Origin of the sequence: Anaeromyxobacter sp. Fw109-5, assembly GCF_000017505.1 — a bacterium.
Classification (GTDB): Bacteria; Myxococcota; Myxococcia; order Myxococcales; family Anaeromyxobacteraceae; genus Anaeromyxobacter.
This window is the reverse complement of sequence record NC_009675.1, coordinates 3,865,317-3,882,977: the sequence shown is the minus strand read 5'-3', so window position 1 is coordinate 3,882,977 and position 17,661 is coordinate 3,865,317. Positions and strand designations below refer to the sequence as shown.

General features: G+C 70.2%; 14 protein-coding genes and 2 pseudogenes. 12 read left to right on the top strand and 4 right to left on the bottom strand.

What is annotated here, in order from left to right; translation table 11 throughout:
- Positions 1–360 precede the first annotated feature (360 nt).
- The 6 genes from ANAE109_RS17035 to ANAE109_RS17010 all read left to right on the top strand — a co-directional run bounded on the left by ANAE109_RS17035 (position 361) and on the right by ANAE109_RS17010 (position 7,123).
- Positions 361–1,047, top strand: a complete 687-nt coding sequence (locus ANAE109_RS17035; RefSeq protein ID WP_012098126.1) for an Hsp20/alpha crystallin family protein — start codon at positions 361–363, stop codon at positions 1,045–1,047.
- A gap of 35 nt (positions 1,048–1,082) precedes the next feature.
- Entirely contained in the window at positions 1,083–1,709 is a 627-nt protein-coding gene (locus ANAE109_RS17030; protein WP_012098125.1) for an HdeD family acid-resistance protein, read from the top strand.
- A gap of 81 nt (positions 1,710–1,790) precedes the next feature.
- A complete protein-coding gene (locus tag ANAE109_RS17025; protein WP_012098124.1) occupies positions 1,791–4,598 on the top strand; it encodes an ATP-dependent Clp protease ATP-binding subunit in 2,808 nt (935 codons plus the stop codon).
- A gap of 418 nt (positions 4,599–5,016) precedes the next feature.
- Positions 5,017–5,952, top strand: a complete 936-nt coding sequence (locus tag ANAE109_RS17020; protein ID WP_200860869.1) for a rhomboid family intramembrane serine protease — start codon at positions 5,017–5,019, stop codon at positions 5,950–5,952.
- Positions 5,844–6,626, top strand: a complete 783-nt coding sequence (locus ANAE109_RS17015; protein WP_200860868.1) for an ATP-dependent Clp protease proteolytic subunit — start codon at positions 5,844–5,846, stop codon at positions 6,624–6,626. Before ANAE109_RS17020 ends, ANAE109_RS17015 begins: the two co-directional genes overlap by 109 nt.
- Positions 6,627–6,646: 20 nt before the next feature.
- Entirely contained in the window at positions 6,647–7,123 is a 477-nt protein-coding gene (locus ANAE109_RS17010) for a phosphate-starvation-inducible PsiE family protein (RefSeq protein ID WP_012098122.1), read from the top strand.
- A gap of 108 nt (positions 7,124–7,231) precedes the next feature.
- On the opposite strand, the gene ANAE109_RS17005 is transcribed toward ANAE109_RS17010, so the two are convergent.
- A complete protein-coding gene (locus ANAE109_RS17005; RefSeq protein WP_255342636.1) occupies positions 7,232–9,076 on the bottom strand; it encodes a transketolase in 1,845 nt (614 codons plus the stop codon).
- On the opposite strand from ANAE109_RS17005, the pseudogene ANAE109_RS26190 reads away from it, so the two are divergent.
- The 6 genes and pseudogenes from ANAE109_RS26190 to ANAE109_RS16980 all read left to right on the top strand — a co-directional run.
- Positions 9,012–9,305: pseudogene (locus ANAE109_RS26190) on the top strand (NAD(P)-binding domain-containing protein); the annotation flags it as partial. The gene ANAE109_RS17005 and the pseudogene ANAE109_RS26190 sit on opposite strands and share 65 nt — an antisense overlap.
- A pseudogene (locus ANAE109_RS26185) lies at positions 9,287–9,424 on the top strand (DsbA family protein); the annotation flags it as partial. The pseudogenes ANAE109_RS26190 and ANAE109_RS26185, both read left to right, overlap by 19 nt.
- 153 nt (positions 9,425–9,577) lie before the next feature.
- Positions 9,578–10,840: a phosphatidylserine/phosphatidylglycerophosphate/cardiolipin synthase family protein gene (locus ANAE109_RS16995; protein ID WP_143828008.1), complete on the top strand. Its 1,263-nt coding sequence runs from the start codon at positions 9,578–9,580 to the stop codon at positions 10,838–10,840.
- A gap of 11 nt (positions 10,841–10,851) precedes the next feature.
- The gene (gene glgX / locus ANAE109_RS16990; RefSeq protein WP_012098119.1) at positions 10,852–12,987 is read left to right on the top strand and encodes a glycogen debranching protein GlgX; all 2,136 of its coding nucleotides are present in this window, start codon (positions 10,852–10,854) and stop codon (positions 12,985–12,987) included.
- 375 nt (positions 12,988–13,362) lie between these two features.
- A complete protein-coding gene (locus ANAE109_RS16985) occupies positions 13,363–14,214 on the top strand; it encodes an aldo/keto reductase (RefSeq protein WP_012098118.1) in 852 nt (283 codons plus the stop codon).
- A 13-nt stretch (positions 14,215–14,227) separates the two neighbouring features.
- A complete protein-coding gene (locus tag ANAE109_RS16980; RefSeq protein WP_012098117.1) occupies positions 14,228–15,874 on the top strand; it encodes a cyclic nucleotide-binding domain-containing thioredoxin-disulfide reductase in 1,647 nt (548 codons plus the stop codon).
- A 165-nt stretch (positions 15,875–16,039) separates the two neighbouring features.
- Here ANAE109_RS16980 and ANAE109_RS16975 read toward each other — a convergent pair whose 3' ends face one another.
- The 3 genes from ANAE109_RS16975 to ANAE109_RS16965 are packed head-to-tail and all read right to left on the bottom strand — an operon-like array spanning position 16,040 to position 17,661.
- Positions 16,040–16,453 carry a DUF5335 family protein gene (locus tag ANAE109_RS16975; protein ID WP_012098116.1) on the bottom strand — a complete coding sequence of 138 codons (414 nt, stop codon included), beginning with the start codon at positions 16,451–16,453 and terminating at the stop codon, positions 16,040–16,042.
- A gap of 10 nt (positions 16,454–16,463) precedes the next feature.
- Positions 16,464–16,994 carry a hypothetical protein gene (locus ANAE109_RS16970; RefSeq protein WP_012098115.1) on the bottom strand — a complete coding sequence of 177 codons (531 nt, stop codon included), beginning with the start codon at positions 16,992–16,994 and terminating at the stop codon, positions 16,464–16,466.
- Entirely contained in the window at positions 16,981–17,661 is a 681-nt protein-coding gene (locus ANAE109_RS16965; protein ID WP_041448454.1) for an HAD family hydrolase, read from the bottom strand. The genes ANAE109_RS16970 and ANAE109_RS16965 overlap by 14 nt, the downstream gene beginning before the upstream one ends.

Sequence of the window (17,661 nt, the reverse complement as noted above, 5' to 3'; positions counted from 1 at the left end):
GAGGTGCTCGAGGACGTCCTGGGCGTTGTGTGCGGCGAAAAGGAGGAGGCCAAGCGCGAGGCCTGGCTCGCGCCGGGCGTGCGGGAGGTCGTCGACCAGCTCGCGGTCACGCTGTAGGCGAGCGTCGTGGTCCAGTTGTCGGGGCAGCTCGCCCGTGCCAGCGCCGCGCTCCGGCGCGTACGTCGAGGCGGAGCGCAGACGCGCGGTGAAGACCGAGCGCGCTCTCGCTCGCGGCGCTTAGGGGCTGTGGGGCTCCGCCCGACCCGGCGTGTCCATAGTTATCATCAACGCCAAAGATCCCGACGTTCAGGGCTTTGCGCTGGGTGGGCGCTGGGATTCTGCGCCCGCAGGGGAGAAATCATGCCGAACGAGAGCACCGCCGGTGGCACCGACGAGTCGGCAAAGAAGGGTCAGGCACAGGGGGGAGCAAAGGGCAGCGAGCAACAGGCGCGAGCGGCCGGCGGGCCGTCGCAGCAGCGGGAAGGCGGAGAGCGGGAGACGTCCCGGGGCCTCTCGCGGCGCGCGTGGTACGAGCCCGGCGCGCTCGCGATCCCGGGATTCGGGGCGAGCCCGTTCTCGTTCATGCGCCGGATGATGGACGACCTCGATCGCCTGTTCGAGGAGTTCGGGTCCCGGGGCGGGGAGGCCTCGATGGGCAGGCGCGAGATGCAACGGCGGTCGGCAGGTCGCGAGGCGTTCTGGGCGCCGGACGTCGACGTGTTCGAGCGTGAGGGGAAGCTCGTGGTTCGGGCCGATCTGCCAGGGCTCTCGAAGGACGACGTCCGCGTGGAGGTCCAGGACGGAGCGCTCGTGATCGAGGGCGAGCGCCGCCAGGAACGAGAGGTCGAGAGGTCCGGGACGTACCGCGCCGAGCGCATCTACGGAGCGTTCAGTCGCGTCATCCCGCTGCCCGAGGGCGTCGATCCGGACACCGCCGAGGCGCACTTCGAGAACGGCGTGCTCGAGGTGTCGCTTCGGACGTCGGAGGAGAAGGCTCGCGGGAAGCGCGTCGAGATTCAGGAAGGCAAGCAGGCGAGCATGCACTGACGCCGTGCCGCCTGCACGGACAACGGGAGGGCGACATGACCTCGATGACGGGAGCGCCTCCGACGGGAATGCACGCGCGGGCGGCGATGGTGCTGGCCGAGCGCTGGTGGACGCTCGTCCTGCGCGGCGTCGCAGGAGTGATCTTCGGGATCCTCACGTTCATCTGGCCGGGGGCGAGCCTGTTCGCCCTCGTCGTGATGTTCGGCGCGTACGCGATCGTGAACGGGGCCATCGACCTCATCCTCGCCGCGCGGAAGCCAGCCGGCGAGCAGCGCTGGGGATCGCTCGTGTTCGAGGGCATCGCGAGCATCGTCGCCGGGGTGCTCACGCTAGTGTTGCCGGGAATCACCGCCCTCGCGCTCCTGGTCGTCATCGCCGCCTGGGCGATCGTCACCGGGATCGCGCAGGTGATCGCGGCGGTGCGGCTCCGGAAGCAGATCAGGGGCGAGTGGCTGCTCGTGCTCGCGGGAGTCCTGTCGATCGCTTTCGGCGTGCTCCTCGTCCTGTTCCCCGGGGCGGGCGCGCTCGCGGTGGTCCTCTGGATCGGCGCGTACGCGATCGTCTTCGGCGCGCTCCTCATCGCGCTGGGCGTGCGCCTGCGGTCGTGGGGACGGTCGTCCACGCGCGAGGCGCCCCCCGGGGCCGTCCCGGTGACGAGGTGAGAGCCCTCGGCCTGGAGCGGCCGGCGGAGAAGGGGTCGGGATGAAGCCACGGCCGGAAGGGCCGGGCGAGGGAGGTACGTCATGGCAGAACGTGATGCCGGAGCGCTGTGCGACATTTGCCATCGGAGGCCCGCTGCGGTGCGGGTGACCGTCTCCGAGAATGGCCGCCGTCGGACGATGAACGTCTGCGAGCAGGACTACGCGCGGCTGCAGGCGCAGAACGCGACGCCGTTCGAGTCGCTGTTCGGAGGCGGCTTGTTCGGGGATGACCTCATGGGCGGGCTCTTCGGTGAAGAGGGGCTCGCTCCGCGCGGCGTCGGGCGCCAGCGCCGGCGTCGCGACCGCGAGTCCGTCGACATCACCGAGTTCCTGAGCGCACAGGGCGAGGAAATCCTGCAGCAGGCCGCGCGTGCCGCGGTCGACCGCGGCGCGCGCGACGTGGACTCCGAGCACCTGCTCTTCGCCCTCGCCGACAACGACGTGGTGCAGGCGATCCTGAGCCGGTTCAAGCTCTCGCCGGAGGACTTGAAGCGCCAGCTCGACGAGATCAGCCCGCGCCGCGAGGCGAAGGAGGGCCGGCGCGAGCAGGTCGGCGTCTCGCCGCGGGTGAAGGGGGCGCTCGAGCACGCGTTCCACGTGTCCCGCGATCTCGGCCACAGCTACGTCGGGCCGGAGCACCTCCTCATAGGTCTCGCCGAGGAGGAGGGGATCGCCGGGGACCTCCTGCGCCGTTACGGCCTCACCCCGCAGGCGCTGCGCCAGCAGACGGTGCACGTCGTCGGCAAGGGGGCGGAGGAAGGACGGCTCGAGGAGAAGAGCGACACGCCCAACCTCGACAAGTACAGCCGCGACATCACCCGGCTCGCCCGCGAGGGCAAGCTCGACCCGGTCATCGGCCGGGCGTCCGAAATCGAGACGGTCACCGAGGTCCTCGCCCGCCGCAAGAAGAACAACCCGGTGCTCATCGGAGAGCCGGGCGTCGGGAAGACCGCGATCGTCGAGGGGCTCGCCCAGCGGATCGTCCACGGCGAGGTGCCGGACGCGCTCCGCGACAAGCGGCTCGTCGAGCTGATGGTGAACTCGCTCGTCGCTGGGACCCAGTATCGGGGGCAGTTCGAGGAGCGGGTGAAGCAGGTGCTCGATGAGGTGACGGCCCAACAGGAGAAGATCATCCTCTTCATCGACGAGCTGCACACCATCGTCGGGGCGGGCGCGGCGGGCGGCGAGGGCGGGCTCGACGTCGCGAACACATTCAAGCCGCAGCTCGCGCGCGGCGAGCTGCACCTCATCGGCGCGACCACGTTGAACGAGTACCAGAAGCACATCGAGAAGGACGCCGCCCTCGAGCGGCGCTTCCAGCCCGTGATCGTGCCCGAGCCAACGGTGGAGCAGACCGTCCAGATCCTCCGCGGGCTGCGCGACCGCTTCGAGGCCCACCACAAGGTCACCATCTCCGACGAGGCGATCACCGCGGCGGCCGAGCTGTCGGATCGGTACATCAGCAACCGATTCCTGCCCGACAAGGCCATCGACCTCATCGACCAGGCGGCGGCGCGGGTGCGGCTGCGGCTCACGTCGCGCACGCCCGAGCTGCAGGAGGCGGAGACCGAGTTGCAGCAGCTCCGGCGCGAGCGGGAGTACGCCACCTCCCGCAAGGACTTCGAGCGCGCGAAGGGCTTGGAGGAGCGGCTCGACGAACGGCAGAAGGAGTACGACGCGAACCTCGCGGAGTGGAACAAGGCGCGCGGGTCCGGGAGCGCCGAGGTGCGCGTCGAGCACGTGGCGGAGATCATCTCGAAGCTCACCGGCATCCCGGTCACCGAGCTGACCACCGAAGAGCGGGAGCGCCTCCTTCAGATGGAGGAGCGGCTGCACCAGCGCGTGATCGGCCAGGACGAGGCCGTGCATGCAGTGAGCGAGGCCGTGCGGCTGGCGCGGGCGGGCCTCAAGGACCGGCGCCGCCCGGTCGCGACCTTCTTCTTCCTCGGACCCACCGGCGTCGGCAAAACCGAGCTCGCGAGGGCGCTCGCGGAGCTCGTCTTCGGGGACGAGGACGCGATGGTCCGCATCGACATGAGCGAGTACATGGAGCGCCACACCGTCGCGCGACTCATCGGAGCGCCCCCGGGGTACGTCGGGTACGAGGAGGGCGGACAGCTCACCGAGCGCGTCCGGCGGAAGCCATACAGCGTGATCCTGCTCGACGAGTTCGAGAAGGCCCACCTCGACGTCCAGAACGTGCTGCTGCAGGTCCTCGAGGACGGGCGGCTCACGGACGGCAAGGGCCGGGTGGTCGACTTCGCCAACGCCATCATCATCGCCACGAGCAACATCGGGTCTGATCTCATCCAGGAGAACCTCCGGGCGGCGCCCGCGCAGCAGAAGGACTACGCGCAGCTCAAGAACGAGCTCCTGAACGTGCTCCGGCGCCACCTGCGGCCAGAGTTCCTGAACCGGATCGACGAGATCATCGTCTTCCACGCGCTCGACCGCGAGCAGATCCGGCAGATCGTTGGCCTCCAGCTCGAGCGGGTCAAGCGCACCGCCCACGGCCAGGGACTGACGCTGGAGTTCGACGACTCGATCGTGGAGCACCTGGCCGAGATTGGATACCAGCCGGAGTACGGAGCGCGCGAGCTGCGCCGCCAGATCCGCTCGCTCGTGGAGACCGAGCTCGCCTCCGCGATGCTGCGCGGCGGCGTGACGTCGGGTGACACCGTCCGGTTCTTCTACGACAAGGACGCGGACAAGGTCCGGTGGGAGAAGCGCCCCAGCGCGGCAGCGGCCGCCGCACCCTCAGCCGATCGGAAGCGCCGAGCGGCCAAGGAGGCTGGCGAGCCCGCCGCAGGGAGGTCGGAACGGCACGGTGCGCCAGGGCGTCACCGGTGACCCAGGCGCAGTCGTCTCGAGCACACGACGACCGCGTGCGTTGCGGGGCGAGTCGGGATGATTACCGATGTAGCGGAGCCGAACGGAGACTCGCAGAGAACCTGCTTCCTTCGTTCGAGGCCGGAAACGCGAGCGGGCCTCGGATTGCCTCGAGGGGCGTGACGCCCGGTCTGGAGCCGCTCCGGCTCGGCGGGTCAGGCAGCTGACCCGCCGCGCCCGGTCCCAGCTCCGACCCTCCCGGGCGATCGACGCCCACGGCCCCCCGACGAACGGGGAGTGTGAGGCCCACCGGCCGAAGGGGTGGAAGGCGAGAGCGCGCCTTCCACGTCCTTCGTTCACGCGCTCACGGTGGGGCGGGCGCGCGGACGTCCCGCATTTGCCACGCGTCGACGCCGCACGGACCGTAGGAGGCGCTGCGATGATCCCGGTCCGCGACACCGTCCCGAGACGCCGCGCGCCCGTCGTAACCTGGGCGCTCATCGCCTTGAACGTCGCGGTGTTCCTGTACGAGCTCACGCTCCCTCCGGACGAGCTGCTGCGGTTCGTCCACCTGTTCGGGGTCGTCCCTGCGCGCTTCAGCCACCCGGAGTGGGCATCGGCGCTGGGGTTCCCGACGGACGACTACTGGCCGTTCGTCACCAGCATGTTCCTTCACGGCGGGTGGGCACACATCATCGGCAACATGTGGTCACTCTGGATCTTCGGCGACAACGTCGAGGATCGGATGGGGCCGTGGCGTTTCCTCGTCTTCTATCTCCTGACGGGCGTGGTGGCCGGGGTCACGCATTGGCTCACGAACGTCGACTCCACGCTCCCGACCGTCGGCGCCTCGGGCGCGATCGCCGGCGTGTTCGGCGCCTACTTCCTCCTCTTTCCCGGGGCACGCATCATCGCGGTGCTGCCAATCCTGTTCTTGCCGTTCTTCTTCGAGCTTCCGGCCGTCGTCTATCTCCTGTTCTGGCTCTTGACCCAGCTCGTCGGCGGAACGGTCGCGAGCCTTGCGCCTGCCGACGTCGGAGGGGTCGCATGGTGGGCCCACATCGGCGGTTTCGCGGCGGGGGCGCTGCTTCACCGAGTGTTCCTGCTCCGAAGACCCGACCCCGCGTCGGTTCGAGCGCGACGAGCTCGGCATCGAGGGAGCGTGGTCGACCTGAGGCGATGTCCCGTCATCGATCGCCTGGAGGTAGGCGGATGGACATCGGGCAGCTCGTTTGGCTCTTCTTCATGCTCTCGGCGCTGCAGCCCGTGCTCCAGCAGCGCCTCCTCGAGAGCTCGCGCCAGCGCCTCATCTCGCGCATCGAGCGCCGACGCAAATCGCGCGTCATCTTGCTCGTCCACCGCCAGGAGACGATGAGCCTGCTCGGCTTCCCGCTGATGCGGTACATCGACATCAACGACTCGGAGGACGTCCTGCGCGCGATCGAGCTGACGGACCCGGAGGTGCCGCTCGACATCGTCCTGCACACGCCGGGCGGGGTCGTCCTCGCGGCGCTCCAGATCGCTCGGGCGGAGCGGGACCACAAGGGCAAGGTGACGGTGATCGTGCCGCATTACGCGATGTCGGGCGGGACGCTCATCGCGCTCTCCGCGGACGAGATCTTGATGTCGCGCCATGCCGTCCTCGGCCCGGTAGACCCCCAGCTCGGCCAGTACCCAGCGGCGTCGCTCCTGAAGGTCGTCTCGAAGAAGCCGATCGCCGAGATCGACGACCAGACGCTCGTCCTCGCCGACGTGGCCGAGAAGGCGGTGAACCAGATCCGCGAGAGCGTCCAGGACCTGTTCACGAGGAGCGTATCTGCCGAGAAGTCGCGTGAGCTCGCGGAGCTGCTGTCCACGGGGACGTGGACCCACGATTACCCCATCACGTTCGAGCAGGCGCAGCGGCTCGGGTTCAAGGTCCGGTCCGACGTGCCCGCCGAGTTCATGCAGCTCATGAGCCTGTACCCGCAGCCGGTGCGGAGGAGGCCTGCGGTGGAGTACCTGCCGGTTCCGCGTCGTGCGGAGCCGCCGCGCGAACGCCGGGAGTGAGCGATTGACCGGAGCGCATCATGGGAACACCTGCACGCCGCAAGCATTTCGCGGAGTTCAAGGCCAACTGGCTCACGCTCGGGGTCTACGAGCGGTTCGAGCAGGCGGTGGCGCTCATCATCGCGTGGCTGATCGCCGCCGTCGTCATCATCGCGGTCTGGAGACTCTCCAGGGAGGTTCTGTCCCTCTTCATGGCCGGACTCCTGAACCCGCTCGACCACAAGGTCTTTCAGGTCGTGTTCGGGGAGATTGCAACCGTGCTCATCGCGCTCGAGTTCCGGCACTCGATCACGAGGGTGGCGCCCGGGCGAGCTCACATCATCGAGGTGCAGACGGTGCTTCTCATCGCGATCCTGGCGCTCGCGCGGAAGTTCATCATCCTCGACGTGAAGGAGTACGACGCGATGCAGATCTTCGCCCTCGCAGCGGTCGTGATCGCGGTGGGCGTGACCTACTGGCTCGTACGCGAGCGCGGCGCGCGGGCCGCCGCCGCCTGACGATCCCGCTCGCGCAGCGCAACACGAGCACGGGGGCAGGGCGCCTCGCGCACCACGCGCTCGGCCACCGATCCGGGCAGGAGCCGCGTCACCTCACCTCACATCACCTCACCGAGTCGCCCGCTTCACGGCGTCGACGATGGCGGCGGCGCCGATGCCCGCCGCGTCGAGGAGCTCGCGGGGGGTTCCTGACCCCGGCATTCCGCGCACCGCGAGGCGGAAGATCGCGGGGCCGCGCCGCTCGGCGAACACCTCCGATACGGCGTCGGCGAGCCCTCCCTCCGGCCGGTGATCCTCGACGACCACGAGCCGCCCGCTGCACTCGTTGGCGCACGCCTCCACCGTCGCCGCGTCGATCGGCTTCACCGAGTAGAGGTCCACCACGCGGACGGCGATCCCCTCCGCCCTGAGGAGGTCGTGCGCCCGGAGCGCCTCGTGAAGCGTGATCCCGGCCGCGATCACCGCGGCCGCATCCGCGCTCGACCCGCGCACGACTCGGCTGCCGCCGATCGGGAATCGCTCCCCGGGCCCGTACAGGACCGGCGTCTTCTCGCGGGTCGCGCGCAGGTACACGATCCCCTCCCGATCCGCCGCCTGGCCGACGAGGTCGGCGGTCGTCGTCGCGCACGACGGGTAGAGCACGGTGCTCCCCACCACGGCGCGCATCATCGCCAGGTCCTCGAGCCCCATCTGCGACGGCCCGTCCTCGCCGATCGAGACTCCCGCGTGCGTGCCCACGAGGCAGAGGCGGGCGCGCGAGATCGCGGCCATGCGGAGCTGGTCGTACGCGCGCGTGACGAACGCGGCGAACGTGGACGCGAAGGGAACGGCACCGAGGACCTGCATGCCCACCGCGGCGGACACGAGCGCCTGCTCGGCGATGTAGAGCTCGAAGAACCGGTCCGGGTGCGCCCTCTCGAACCTCTCCGAGTACGTCGAGTTGCTGACCTCGCCGTCGAGGGCGACCACGTGGTCGCGCGCGTCCCCGAGCGCCCGCAGCGCGTCCCCGAAGGCCTCGCGCGTCGCTACCCTGGACCCGGGCTCGTAGCGCGGCGCCTGATAGGCGCCACGGCGCGGGGACCACTGGGGCGAGCTCCGCCGCGGGAGCGGCGTCTCGATCACCAGGTCGCAGCGAGGATTCCCGAGCTCCGCGAGGGCGAGCCTCGCCTCGCCCTCCGAGAGCGCCTTGCCGTGCCACCCCTCCCGGTCCTCGAGGAGCGCGACGCCGGCCCCCTTCTTCGTCCGCGCCACGATGCAGACCGGCCGGTCGGCGCGCTCCGCCTCGGAGCAGGCCCAATCGATGGCGGGGTGGTCGTGGCCGTCGATGACGAGCGCCTTCCAGCCGAAGGCGCGCGCGCGGTCGGCGTAGCGTTCCCCCTCCCACCCGAGCATGGTCGGTCCTCGCTGCCCGAGGCGGTTCATGTCCACGATCGCGACGAGCGACGCGAGGCGGTAGTGGCCGCCTAGCTCGAGCGCCTCGTAGACGCTCCCCTCCGACATCTCGCTGTCGCCGAGGAGCACCCAGCAGCGAAGATCGCGGCGCGTGAGCCGCGCGGCGAGCGCGACGCCGATCGCGATGGGGAGTCCCTGCCCGAGCGAGCCGGTCGCGACCTCGACGAAGGGAAGGCGCGGCGAGGGGTGCCCCTCGAGCCGGCTGCCGAGCTTCCGGAGCGTGAGCAGCTCCTCGTCGGAGATCGCCCCTGCCGCTTTGAGCATCGCGTACAGCAGCGGCGCAGCGTGGCCCTTCGAGAAGACGAGCCGGTCGTTGTCGGGGCTCCTCGGGTGCCGCCAATCGTAGTGCAGGTGGCCGGCGAGCAGGACCGCCATCAGGTCGGCGGCGGAGAGGCTGGAGGTCGGATGCCCGGACCCCGCCCTGGTGGTGGCCCGGATGCTGTCGGCGCGAAGCTGCGTCGCGAGGGGTGCCCAGCGGTCCGTCGCGGGGGTCATGCGGATCCTCCTCGCACGAAGGTGCGTACGCTCCGCTCACCGTGCCGCGACGCGTCCGCGATCGCCGGGTCGCCCCGACGACTCCTTCCGTGATCGAGACGCGCCGTGTTCCTCCGATTACGTGTCGACCATGGTCGGGTTCGTCGGGCTCGGACGGATGGGCGGGAACATGGCCGTGCGGCTCCTGGGCGACGGGCACCGCGTGGTGGGCGCGACGCGCCGCTCCAGCTCGTCGAGTACGGCGACTACGAGTGCCCGTACTGTGCCCCCGCGAACCCCGAGGTGGAGGCGGTACGGCGCGTCCTCGCAGGCTGGCTCCTCTTCGCGTATCGCCACTTCCCGCTCGACCAGCGTTCCGGAACCAGCACGCGCTCGAGCCGGCGGATCTATCGTTCACCGCGGCGGCGCTCATCGATGCGCTCGTCGTCGGCCCCGTCGAGCGGGCGGTCTAAGCCTCAGCCATCCAGCGGTGCCCGGCCCTCGCGCGATGCGCAGCTTTGCAGCGCGATGAGGGCTGCGCTAGCGGCAGGGGTCGCCACGGGAGCGACGCTCGGGGTTCTGGCGCGGCGCTGGTGGGATCTTCGGACCCGGTACGGGCCTTGGGCTTCACTCTCCGCCGGGCTCGGCGAGGGCGTCGACTCGGTCGCCCTCGCGCTCCTCGAGACGACGGCGACCCCAATGCTCGCCGGAAACCACGTCGAGCGCAGGGACAACGGCCAGGTGTTCGACGCGATCGAGGAGACGATCCGCGCGGCGCGCCACAGCGTCCACGTCGACGTCTACATCTGGAAGCCGGGGCAGCCCGGGGAGCGGATGGTGAACCTTCTCTGCCGCCGGGCGCGCGAGGGGATCGCGGTGCGGATCCTCGTCGATCCCGTCGGGAGCCCCGGCTTCGACCGACAGCTCCGCCCGCGGTTGCTCGCGGCGGGGTGCGAGGCGCACTACTTCCGCCCGCTGCACGAGCGTCCGCTCGCCTTCACCGGGCGAAATCACCGCAAGCTGGTCGTCGTCGACGGACGCGTGGGTTTCACGGGGGGGTTCGGCATAGCGCCCGAGTGGCTGGGCAACGGCCTGTCTCCGCGCGAGTGGCGAGACTCGAACGCCCGGGTCGAGGGGCCGGTCGTGCGGCAGATGCAGGTGGCGTTCGCCAGCCACTGGCTCGAGACGGGAGGCACCATCCTGCCCGCGGGCGAGTTCGAGCGGGCCCGGCCTGCAGGGGACGCCCGAGCCGCGTACGTGACCAGCATGGACGTCAAGGGGCTGTCCCACGCCCGCTGGGTGACGCACGTCGCGGTGGCGGCGGCCCGGCGGCGGGCATGGATCGCGAACGCCTACTTCGTCCCGCCGCCGGAGGTGCTCGCCGCCCTGTGCGCGCGCCCCGAGCGCGGGATCGAGGTGCGGCTGCTGCTGCCCGGCCCCTACCAGGACCACCCCGGCGTCACGTTCGTCCAGCGGCGTCTCTATCCCTGCCTCGACCGGAGTCGCGTGAAGGTCCACGAGTATCAGCCGTCGATGATGCACGCCAAGACGATGCTGATCGACGACCGGCTCGTGGTCATCGGCTCCATGAACCTCGACTTCCTCTCGATGAACTGGCTCGAGGAGGGCTGCCTCGTCGTCGACGACCGCCCGTTCGCGGCAGAGTTCGAGGAGTGCTGGCGGATGGACATGGCGCGCTCGCGCCAAGTGACCGGCCGGCGCGAGCCGTCCGGCGCCGGCTTGCCGCTCGCCGAGGTGCGACCTGGAGCGGCGCCGGGCGGCGCGCCCTGAGGGGGGCACGGATGCACGCACGGGCGACATGGCCGGGCCGACCCGAGCCGCTGGGAGCCACGTTCGACGGGCACGGCGTCAACTTCGCGGTGTACAGCCCGCAGGCGACGCGCGTCGAGGTGTGTGTCTTCGACCCGGACGCTCCTGCGCGCGAGACCCGCCGATTCGAGCTGCGCGAGAAGACCGCTCACGTCTGGCACGCCTATTCTCCGGGCCTGCAGACCGGAACGCTCTACGGCTTCCGCGCCCACGGGCCCTACGAGCCTACCCGCGGCCTGCGCTTCAACGGCTCGAAGCTCCTGGTGGACCCGTACGCGCGGGCGTTGACGGGGGAGGTCGACTGGAGGGCGCCGGTCCACTCCTACCCGGTGGGCGATCCCGGCGGGGACCTCGGCGCGGACGTCCAGGACGACGCCTGGGGAGTGCCGAAGGCCGTGGTGGTCGCGGACCTCTTCGACTGGGGCGGGGACACGCGCCCGCTCACGCCGTGGCACCGATCGGTGATCTACGAGGTGCACGTGCGCGGATTCACGATGCGTCATCCGGGCGTGCCACCGGAGCTGCGCGGCACCTACGCGGGTCTCGCGTCTCCGGAGGCCATCGCGCACCTTCGGCGGCTCGGGATCACCGCCGTCGAGCTGCTCCCCGTCCACGAGTTCGTGGACGACGCCCACCTCGTCGAGAAGGGGCTGAAGAACTACTGGGGCTACAACACCCTATGCTACTTCGCGCCCGAGCAGCGCTACTCGAGCCTCGGCTCGCGCGGCGGGCAGGTGACCGACTTCAAGGAGATGGTGAAGGCGCTGCACCGCGCCGGCATCGAGGTCATCGTGGACGTCGTCTACAACCACACCTGCGAAGGCAATCACCTCGGCCCGACGCTCTCGCTGAAGGGCCTCGCGAACGACGACTACTACCGCCTGTCGGCGGCGGATCGGCGCTACTACGTCGACTTCACCGGTTGCGGAAACAGCCTCGACACGACGAATCCGCAGACGCTGAAGCTCGTCATGGACTCGCTCCGCTACTGGGCGGAGCAGTTGCACGTCGACGGGTTCCGCTTCGACCTGGCGACCACGCTGTGCCGCGATCCCGAGCACTTCGATCCGCGGTCTGGATTCCTGCAGGCCGTGCACCAGGACCCGACGCTCGCGAAGATGAAGCTCATCGCCGAACCCTGGGACCTCGGACCCGGGGGCTACGCGGTCGGCAGGTTCCCCGTGCGCTGGTCGGAGTGGAACGGCCGGTACCGCGACGTGGTGCGCCGCTTCTGGAAGGGCGAGCAGGGCCAGGCGCCGGAGCTCGGGTACCGGCTGACGGGGTCGGCCGACCTGTACGAGGCCGCGGGCCGCAAGATCTTCGCCAGCGTCAACTTCGTCACGGCGCACGACGGCTTCACGCTGCGCGACCTCGTCTCGTACGAGCGCAAGCACAACGAGGCGAACCTCGAAGGCAACCGCGACGGCTCCGACGACAATGCCTCCTGGAACTGCGGCGCCGAGGGCGAGACCGACGATCCGCTCGTGAAGGAGCTCCGCGATCGTCAGCAGCGGAACCTCATCGCGGCACTCTTCGTCTCGCAAGGCGTCCCGATGCTCTGCGCGGGGGACGAGATGGGCAAGACCCAGCGCGGGAACAACAACGCGTACTGTCAGGACAACGAGATCTCGTGGCTCGACTGGGACCTCGACGGTCGCCGGCAGACGCTCCTCGACTTCACCGCCCACATGATCCGCCTGCGGCTGCGCGAGCCGGTGCTCCAGCGCCGGCGCTTCTTCCGCGGCGCGCGGCTCTGGGATTCGTCGCTCAAGGATCTCGCGTGGTTCCGGCCCGACGGCCGCGAGATGAGGGAGGCCGACTGGCAGGTGTTCGTCCGTTCGCTCGCGTTCCTGCTGGGCGGCGATGCCATCGACACGCCCGACGAGCGCGGGATCCGGATCGTGGGCGACACGCTCCTCGTCCTCCTGAACGCGCATCACGAGCTGGTCGCGTACACGCTGCCGGACGTGTCGTGGGGAGCGGAATGGGAGATCCTCGTCGACACCGCCGGCGCGATCGACGCGAAGCGGCCGAGGGTCGCGGCGCAGCGGGTGGTCGAGGTCGCGGCGCGCTCGCTCGTGGTCCTCTCGCGCCCGGCGGCGCGGTGAAGACCCGCTGCCGGAGGGAAGGACCCGCGCAGATGGGCCTCGAGGAGTACAGCCGGAAGCGCGACTTCTCACGAACTCCGGAGCCGCTGGGCCGCGCTCGTCCTGGCGAGCCCGGCGTATTTCGCCGTCGACCTGCTGCGCTGGGAGGAGCTGAGGCGAACGCTGCGAAGCGACCAGCACACCCTCCGTAATCTCCGCCGCCGCCTGTCGGCGCTGCGGGAGGACCCCTGGGCGCGCGGCCGGTCCTTCACTTGACCCCGATCCACGCGACGCGCTCGCCCAGCGACGCCTCGACGGCTCGCGCCGTGTCCGCGCAGCCTGGCCGGGCGCGTTGCGCCGCGGAGCAGGCGGCCTGATGATCTGGTCGGGCCCAACATGTCCTCGTCGGCCATCCGCACCATCGCGCTCCCCTTCGGCGAGCGCATTCCCGCCCTGGGGCTCGGCACCTGGCACATGGGCGAGGATCCCGGGCGACGGCAGACGGAGCTGGCCGCCCTCGAGCGCGGTCTCGACCTCGGCCTCACGCTCATCGACACCGCGGAGATGTACGGCGACGGGGCCGCCGAGGAGCTCGTCGGCGACGCCATCGCCGGTCGGCGCGACGAGGTCTTCCTCGTGAGCAAGGTGCTTCCGACCAACGCCTCGCACACCAAGACGATCGCCGCATGCGAGCGCAGCCTGCGACGCCTCGGCACGGACCGCATCGATCTGTACCTCCTGCACTGGCGCGGCTTCACGCGCCTCGAGGAGACGGTCGAGGCCTTCCACGAGCTCGTGGAGGCCGAGAAGATCCTGTACTGGGGCGTCAGCAACTTCGACGTGGCGGACATGGAGGAGCTCTTCGAGGTCCCGCCCGAGGGACCGCACGCCCAGACGGACCAGGTGCTCTACAACCTCGGACGCCGCGGGATCGAGTTCGACCTGTTGCCCTGGTGCCACGCGCACCGTATCCCCGTCATGGCCTACTCGCCGATCGAGCAGGGACGGCTCCTCGAGAGCGACGGGCTGCGCAAGATCGCCGACCGGCACGGCGCGACTCCGGTGCAGGTGGCGCTTGCGTGGGTACTCCGGCTCGATGATGTGAGCGCGATTCCGAAGGCCGGGACGCCGGCGCACGTCGAAGAGAACCGCGCCGCGCTCGACCTCCGGCTGGGCGACGAGGATCTGGCCGAGCTCGACCGCGCGTTCCCGCCACCTGCCGAGAAACGACCGCTCGAGATGCTCTAAGAGGCCTCCAGAAATGGCCGATCCCCATCTGCGCGAGCTCGCCTTCCCCACGCTGGACGCGGGGCAGGTCGCCCAGGTTGGGCGCTGCTCCGGGGCTTCGCTCGAGCGGTACCCTGCCGGACAGGCCCTGTTCCAGGTCGGCGATCGCGACTTCAAGTTCTTCGTGATCGAGTCGGGTGAGGTCGAGGTCATCGATCCTTCCGGCGACACGCCCAAGACGTTGGTGGTTCACGGCCCCGGACAGTTCACGGGGGATGTCGCGCACCTCACCGGCAGCCGCTCTATCGTCACCGCCGTCGCGCGCGTGGACAGCCAGGTGTACGCCATCTCGCCGGCGGGACTGCAGGAGCTGCTGAACGGCTGCCCGGACCTCGGTGACCGCATCCTCCAGGCGTTCATCGCCCGCCGACAGCTCCTGCGCGAGTCGGGTGACTTCACCGGCGTGCGCGTGATCGGCTCCCGCTACTCCAGGGACACCTTGCGGATCCGCGACTTCCTGACGAGGAACCTCGTGCCCTTCAGGTGGCTGGACCTCGAGACCGAGCAGGACGTGGACACCCTGCTCGGGCGCTTTGGGGTGAGCCACTCGGAGACACCGGTGGTCGCCTGGCGCGAGCTGCTCCTGCGCAATCCGTCGAACCGCGAGCTTGCGGAGGCTCTCGGCATCCGGCGCCCGCTCGGGCGAACCGTGTATGACCTGGCCGTGGTCGGGTGCGGGCCGGCGGGGCTCGCGGCGGCGGTCTACGGTGCGTCCGAGGGACTGAGCACGCTCGTGCTGGAGCGGACCGCGCCGGGGGGACAGGCGAGCGGCACGATGCGGATCGAGAACTACCTCGGCTTTCCCACCGCGGTGAGCGGCCGCGAGCTGGCCGAGCGCGCCGTCCTGCAGGCAACGAAGTTCGGCGCGTCGCTCTCCGTCGCGTCACCGGTCACGGGCCTGACGTTCGAGAACGGGTACTCGCTGCTGCGGCTGGAGAGCGGCGAGACCACCGCGGCCAAGTGCGTGCTGATCGCGACGGGCGCCGACTACCGCCGGCTGATCGCGGAGGGATGCGAGCCCTTCGAAGGCAGCGGCGTGTACTACGCGGCCACGATCAACGAGGCGCAGGTCTGCGAGGGGGGGGACGTGGTCATCGTGGGCGGCGGGAACGCCGCCGGCCAGGCCGCCGTCTTCCTCGCCGGCCGTGCGCGCAAGGTGTTCCTCCTGATCCGCGGCGACAGCATCTACGAGAACATGTCCGCCTATCTCGCGCGTCGGATCGAGCGGACCCCCAACTTCGAGGTGCTCACCCACACGACCGTCGTGCGGCTGAACGGTGACCGCCACCTCAGCGCGGTCACGATCGTCGATGGCAGGACCGGCGAGATGCGGACCCTGAACACCATGTCGTTCTTCAGCTTCATCGGAGCGGTGCCGCGGACGGACTGGCTGCCGCCGGAGATCGAACGCGACGACCATCGATTCGTGCGCACGGGGCCCGCGATCGCGAGGTCCGCTGGCTGGACCGCCGGGCGGGAACCGTTCCTGCTCGAGACCAGCCGCCACGGCGTCTTCGCCGCCGGTGACGTGCGGGCCGGATCCGTCAAGCGTTTCGCTTCCGCCGTCGGCGAAGGGGCGATGGCCGTGCAGTTCGTGCACGAGTACTTGAAGACCAAGTGAGCCGCGGGATGCGCCGACACCATCTGGCCCGGGCGACCCGAGCCGCTGGGCGGACGTTCGACGGGCACGGCGCCGAGAACCGACTGCTACAGCTGTGAGGCGGGCGGGAGACGGCGGCCCGCATTCATCGAAGCGCGGCAGCCCGTGGGAATCGCCGGAGATGGATCACGGGAGCGGCGGGAGCGGCCTCCTCCACCAGGGCTTCGCCTCGGACAGCTCCAGGAACGCAGGGTGCGCCTCGGCGTAGAGGTGGAGCGTCCTTCCCTCCTTGTCATGGATCTCGAGCCACTCGAGCTCGCCGTCGTCGCGCATGTGCGTCACGAGCCTGACCGGGAACCTGATGCGGTGGCCGAAGTCGCCGGCGACACCGTGCAGCAACATCGCGATCGCCCCAGCGTCGGAGCCCTTCGACTCGAGCTCTATGGCGGCCAGCCGAAGCTTCTCTCCGACGGGCGCATCGTGCATCTGCTCGCCGTCGAACCTCAGAACGACATTCATCGTCCGGTCGCTCGCGCGGCGAGTCAGCTCGTCCAGGTAGCCGCGCCACTCCGGCGGCGGGAGCTCACGAACCAAGCTCATTCGTCTCTCCTCAGGCGCGCGGGCGCACGCGCCCCTCCTCGAACGCACGCTTCACCTCGGTCCAGGAGCGTTCGTACTCCTGGCGCGCACGACCCCAGTATGGGTCATCCAGGTTGGCAAGATGATGGACGAGCATGGCCGTGCGCTGAAGGTGACGCCGCAGCGCCGCCAGCTCTTCTCGCCGGGGGGCAGCACGCGGCGCGGCGACATCGTGGTCGTGGTAGTCGCGCGCCAGGTCGTCGACCGCGGCCCGGGCGCGGGCCATGCCCTCGTGCGCCGCATCTGCGAGGGCCTGCCGAGCCCGTGAGATCTCGCGCCGGAGCGTCTCGATGCGCAGGCGCAGATCGCGGTCGCCCATCTGCTCGCCACCCCGCTCACGGGCGGCGAGCCAGCTCGACACGCGAGATAGCCGGCCGTCGAGCTTCCGCAGGAACCGCTCTCGATCGCGCTCCATGCCGAATTGTAGGGGCGCCACCGCGAAGAAGTCAGGCTCGAGGCTCTTCGACGTGCGCGTTATCGGGCCACGCTCACCGGCGGACACCCACCTCGTCGAGGTGCTCGAGCAGATCCGCCGGATCCCCGAAGACGCGGTACGCGCCGGCACGCTCCAGCTCTTCCTGACCGTACCCGCCGGACAGCAGACCGATCCCGAGCGCGCGCGCTCGCCGGGCGGCGAGCATGTCCCACACCGAGTCGCCCACGACCGACGCCGACTCGATCGCCACTCCCAACCGCCGAGCAGCCGCCAGGAAGAGGTCGGGGTCGGGCTTCGCGTGCCTGACCTGATCCCGCGTGATGACGGGCACCCGTTGCAGATCGATCTCGAGCGTCGCGAGCACCGGCTCGGCCGACTCCATCCGTCCGCTCGTCGCGATCGCCCATGGGATCCCGGCGTCCGTGAGCGCTGCGAGCAGCGCGCGCGCGCCCGGCAAGGGCCGCACCTCCGCGATACGCCTCCGGAACGCCTCGGCGTGCAATCGCTGCAGCACCTCGACGCGCTCCGGCGACAGCACCGTGCCCGTCTCGCGCAGGAGTCTGTTTGCGAAGAGGCCCCCGCTCATTCCGACGCGGCGATGGATCCGCCAAACCGACAACTCGATGCCCTCGGCGTCGAGCGCCTCGCGCCAGGCGAGGACGTGCTGATAGACGCTATCGACGAGCGTGCCGTCGAGGTCGAACACGAACGATGCTTGCGGCTCGGGGGCCAT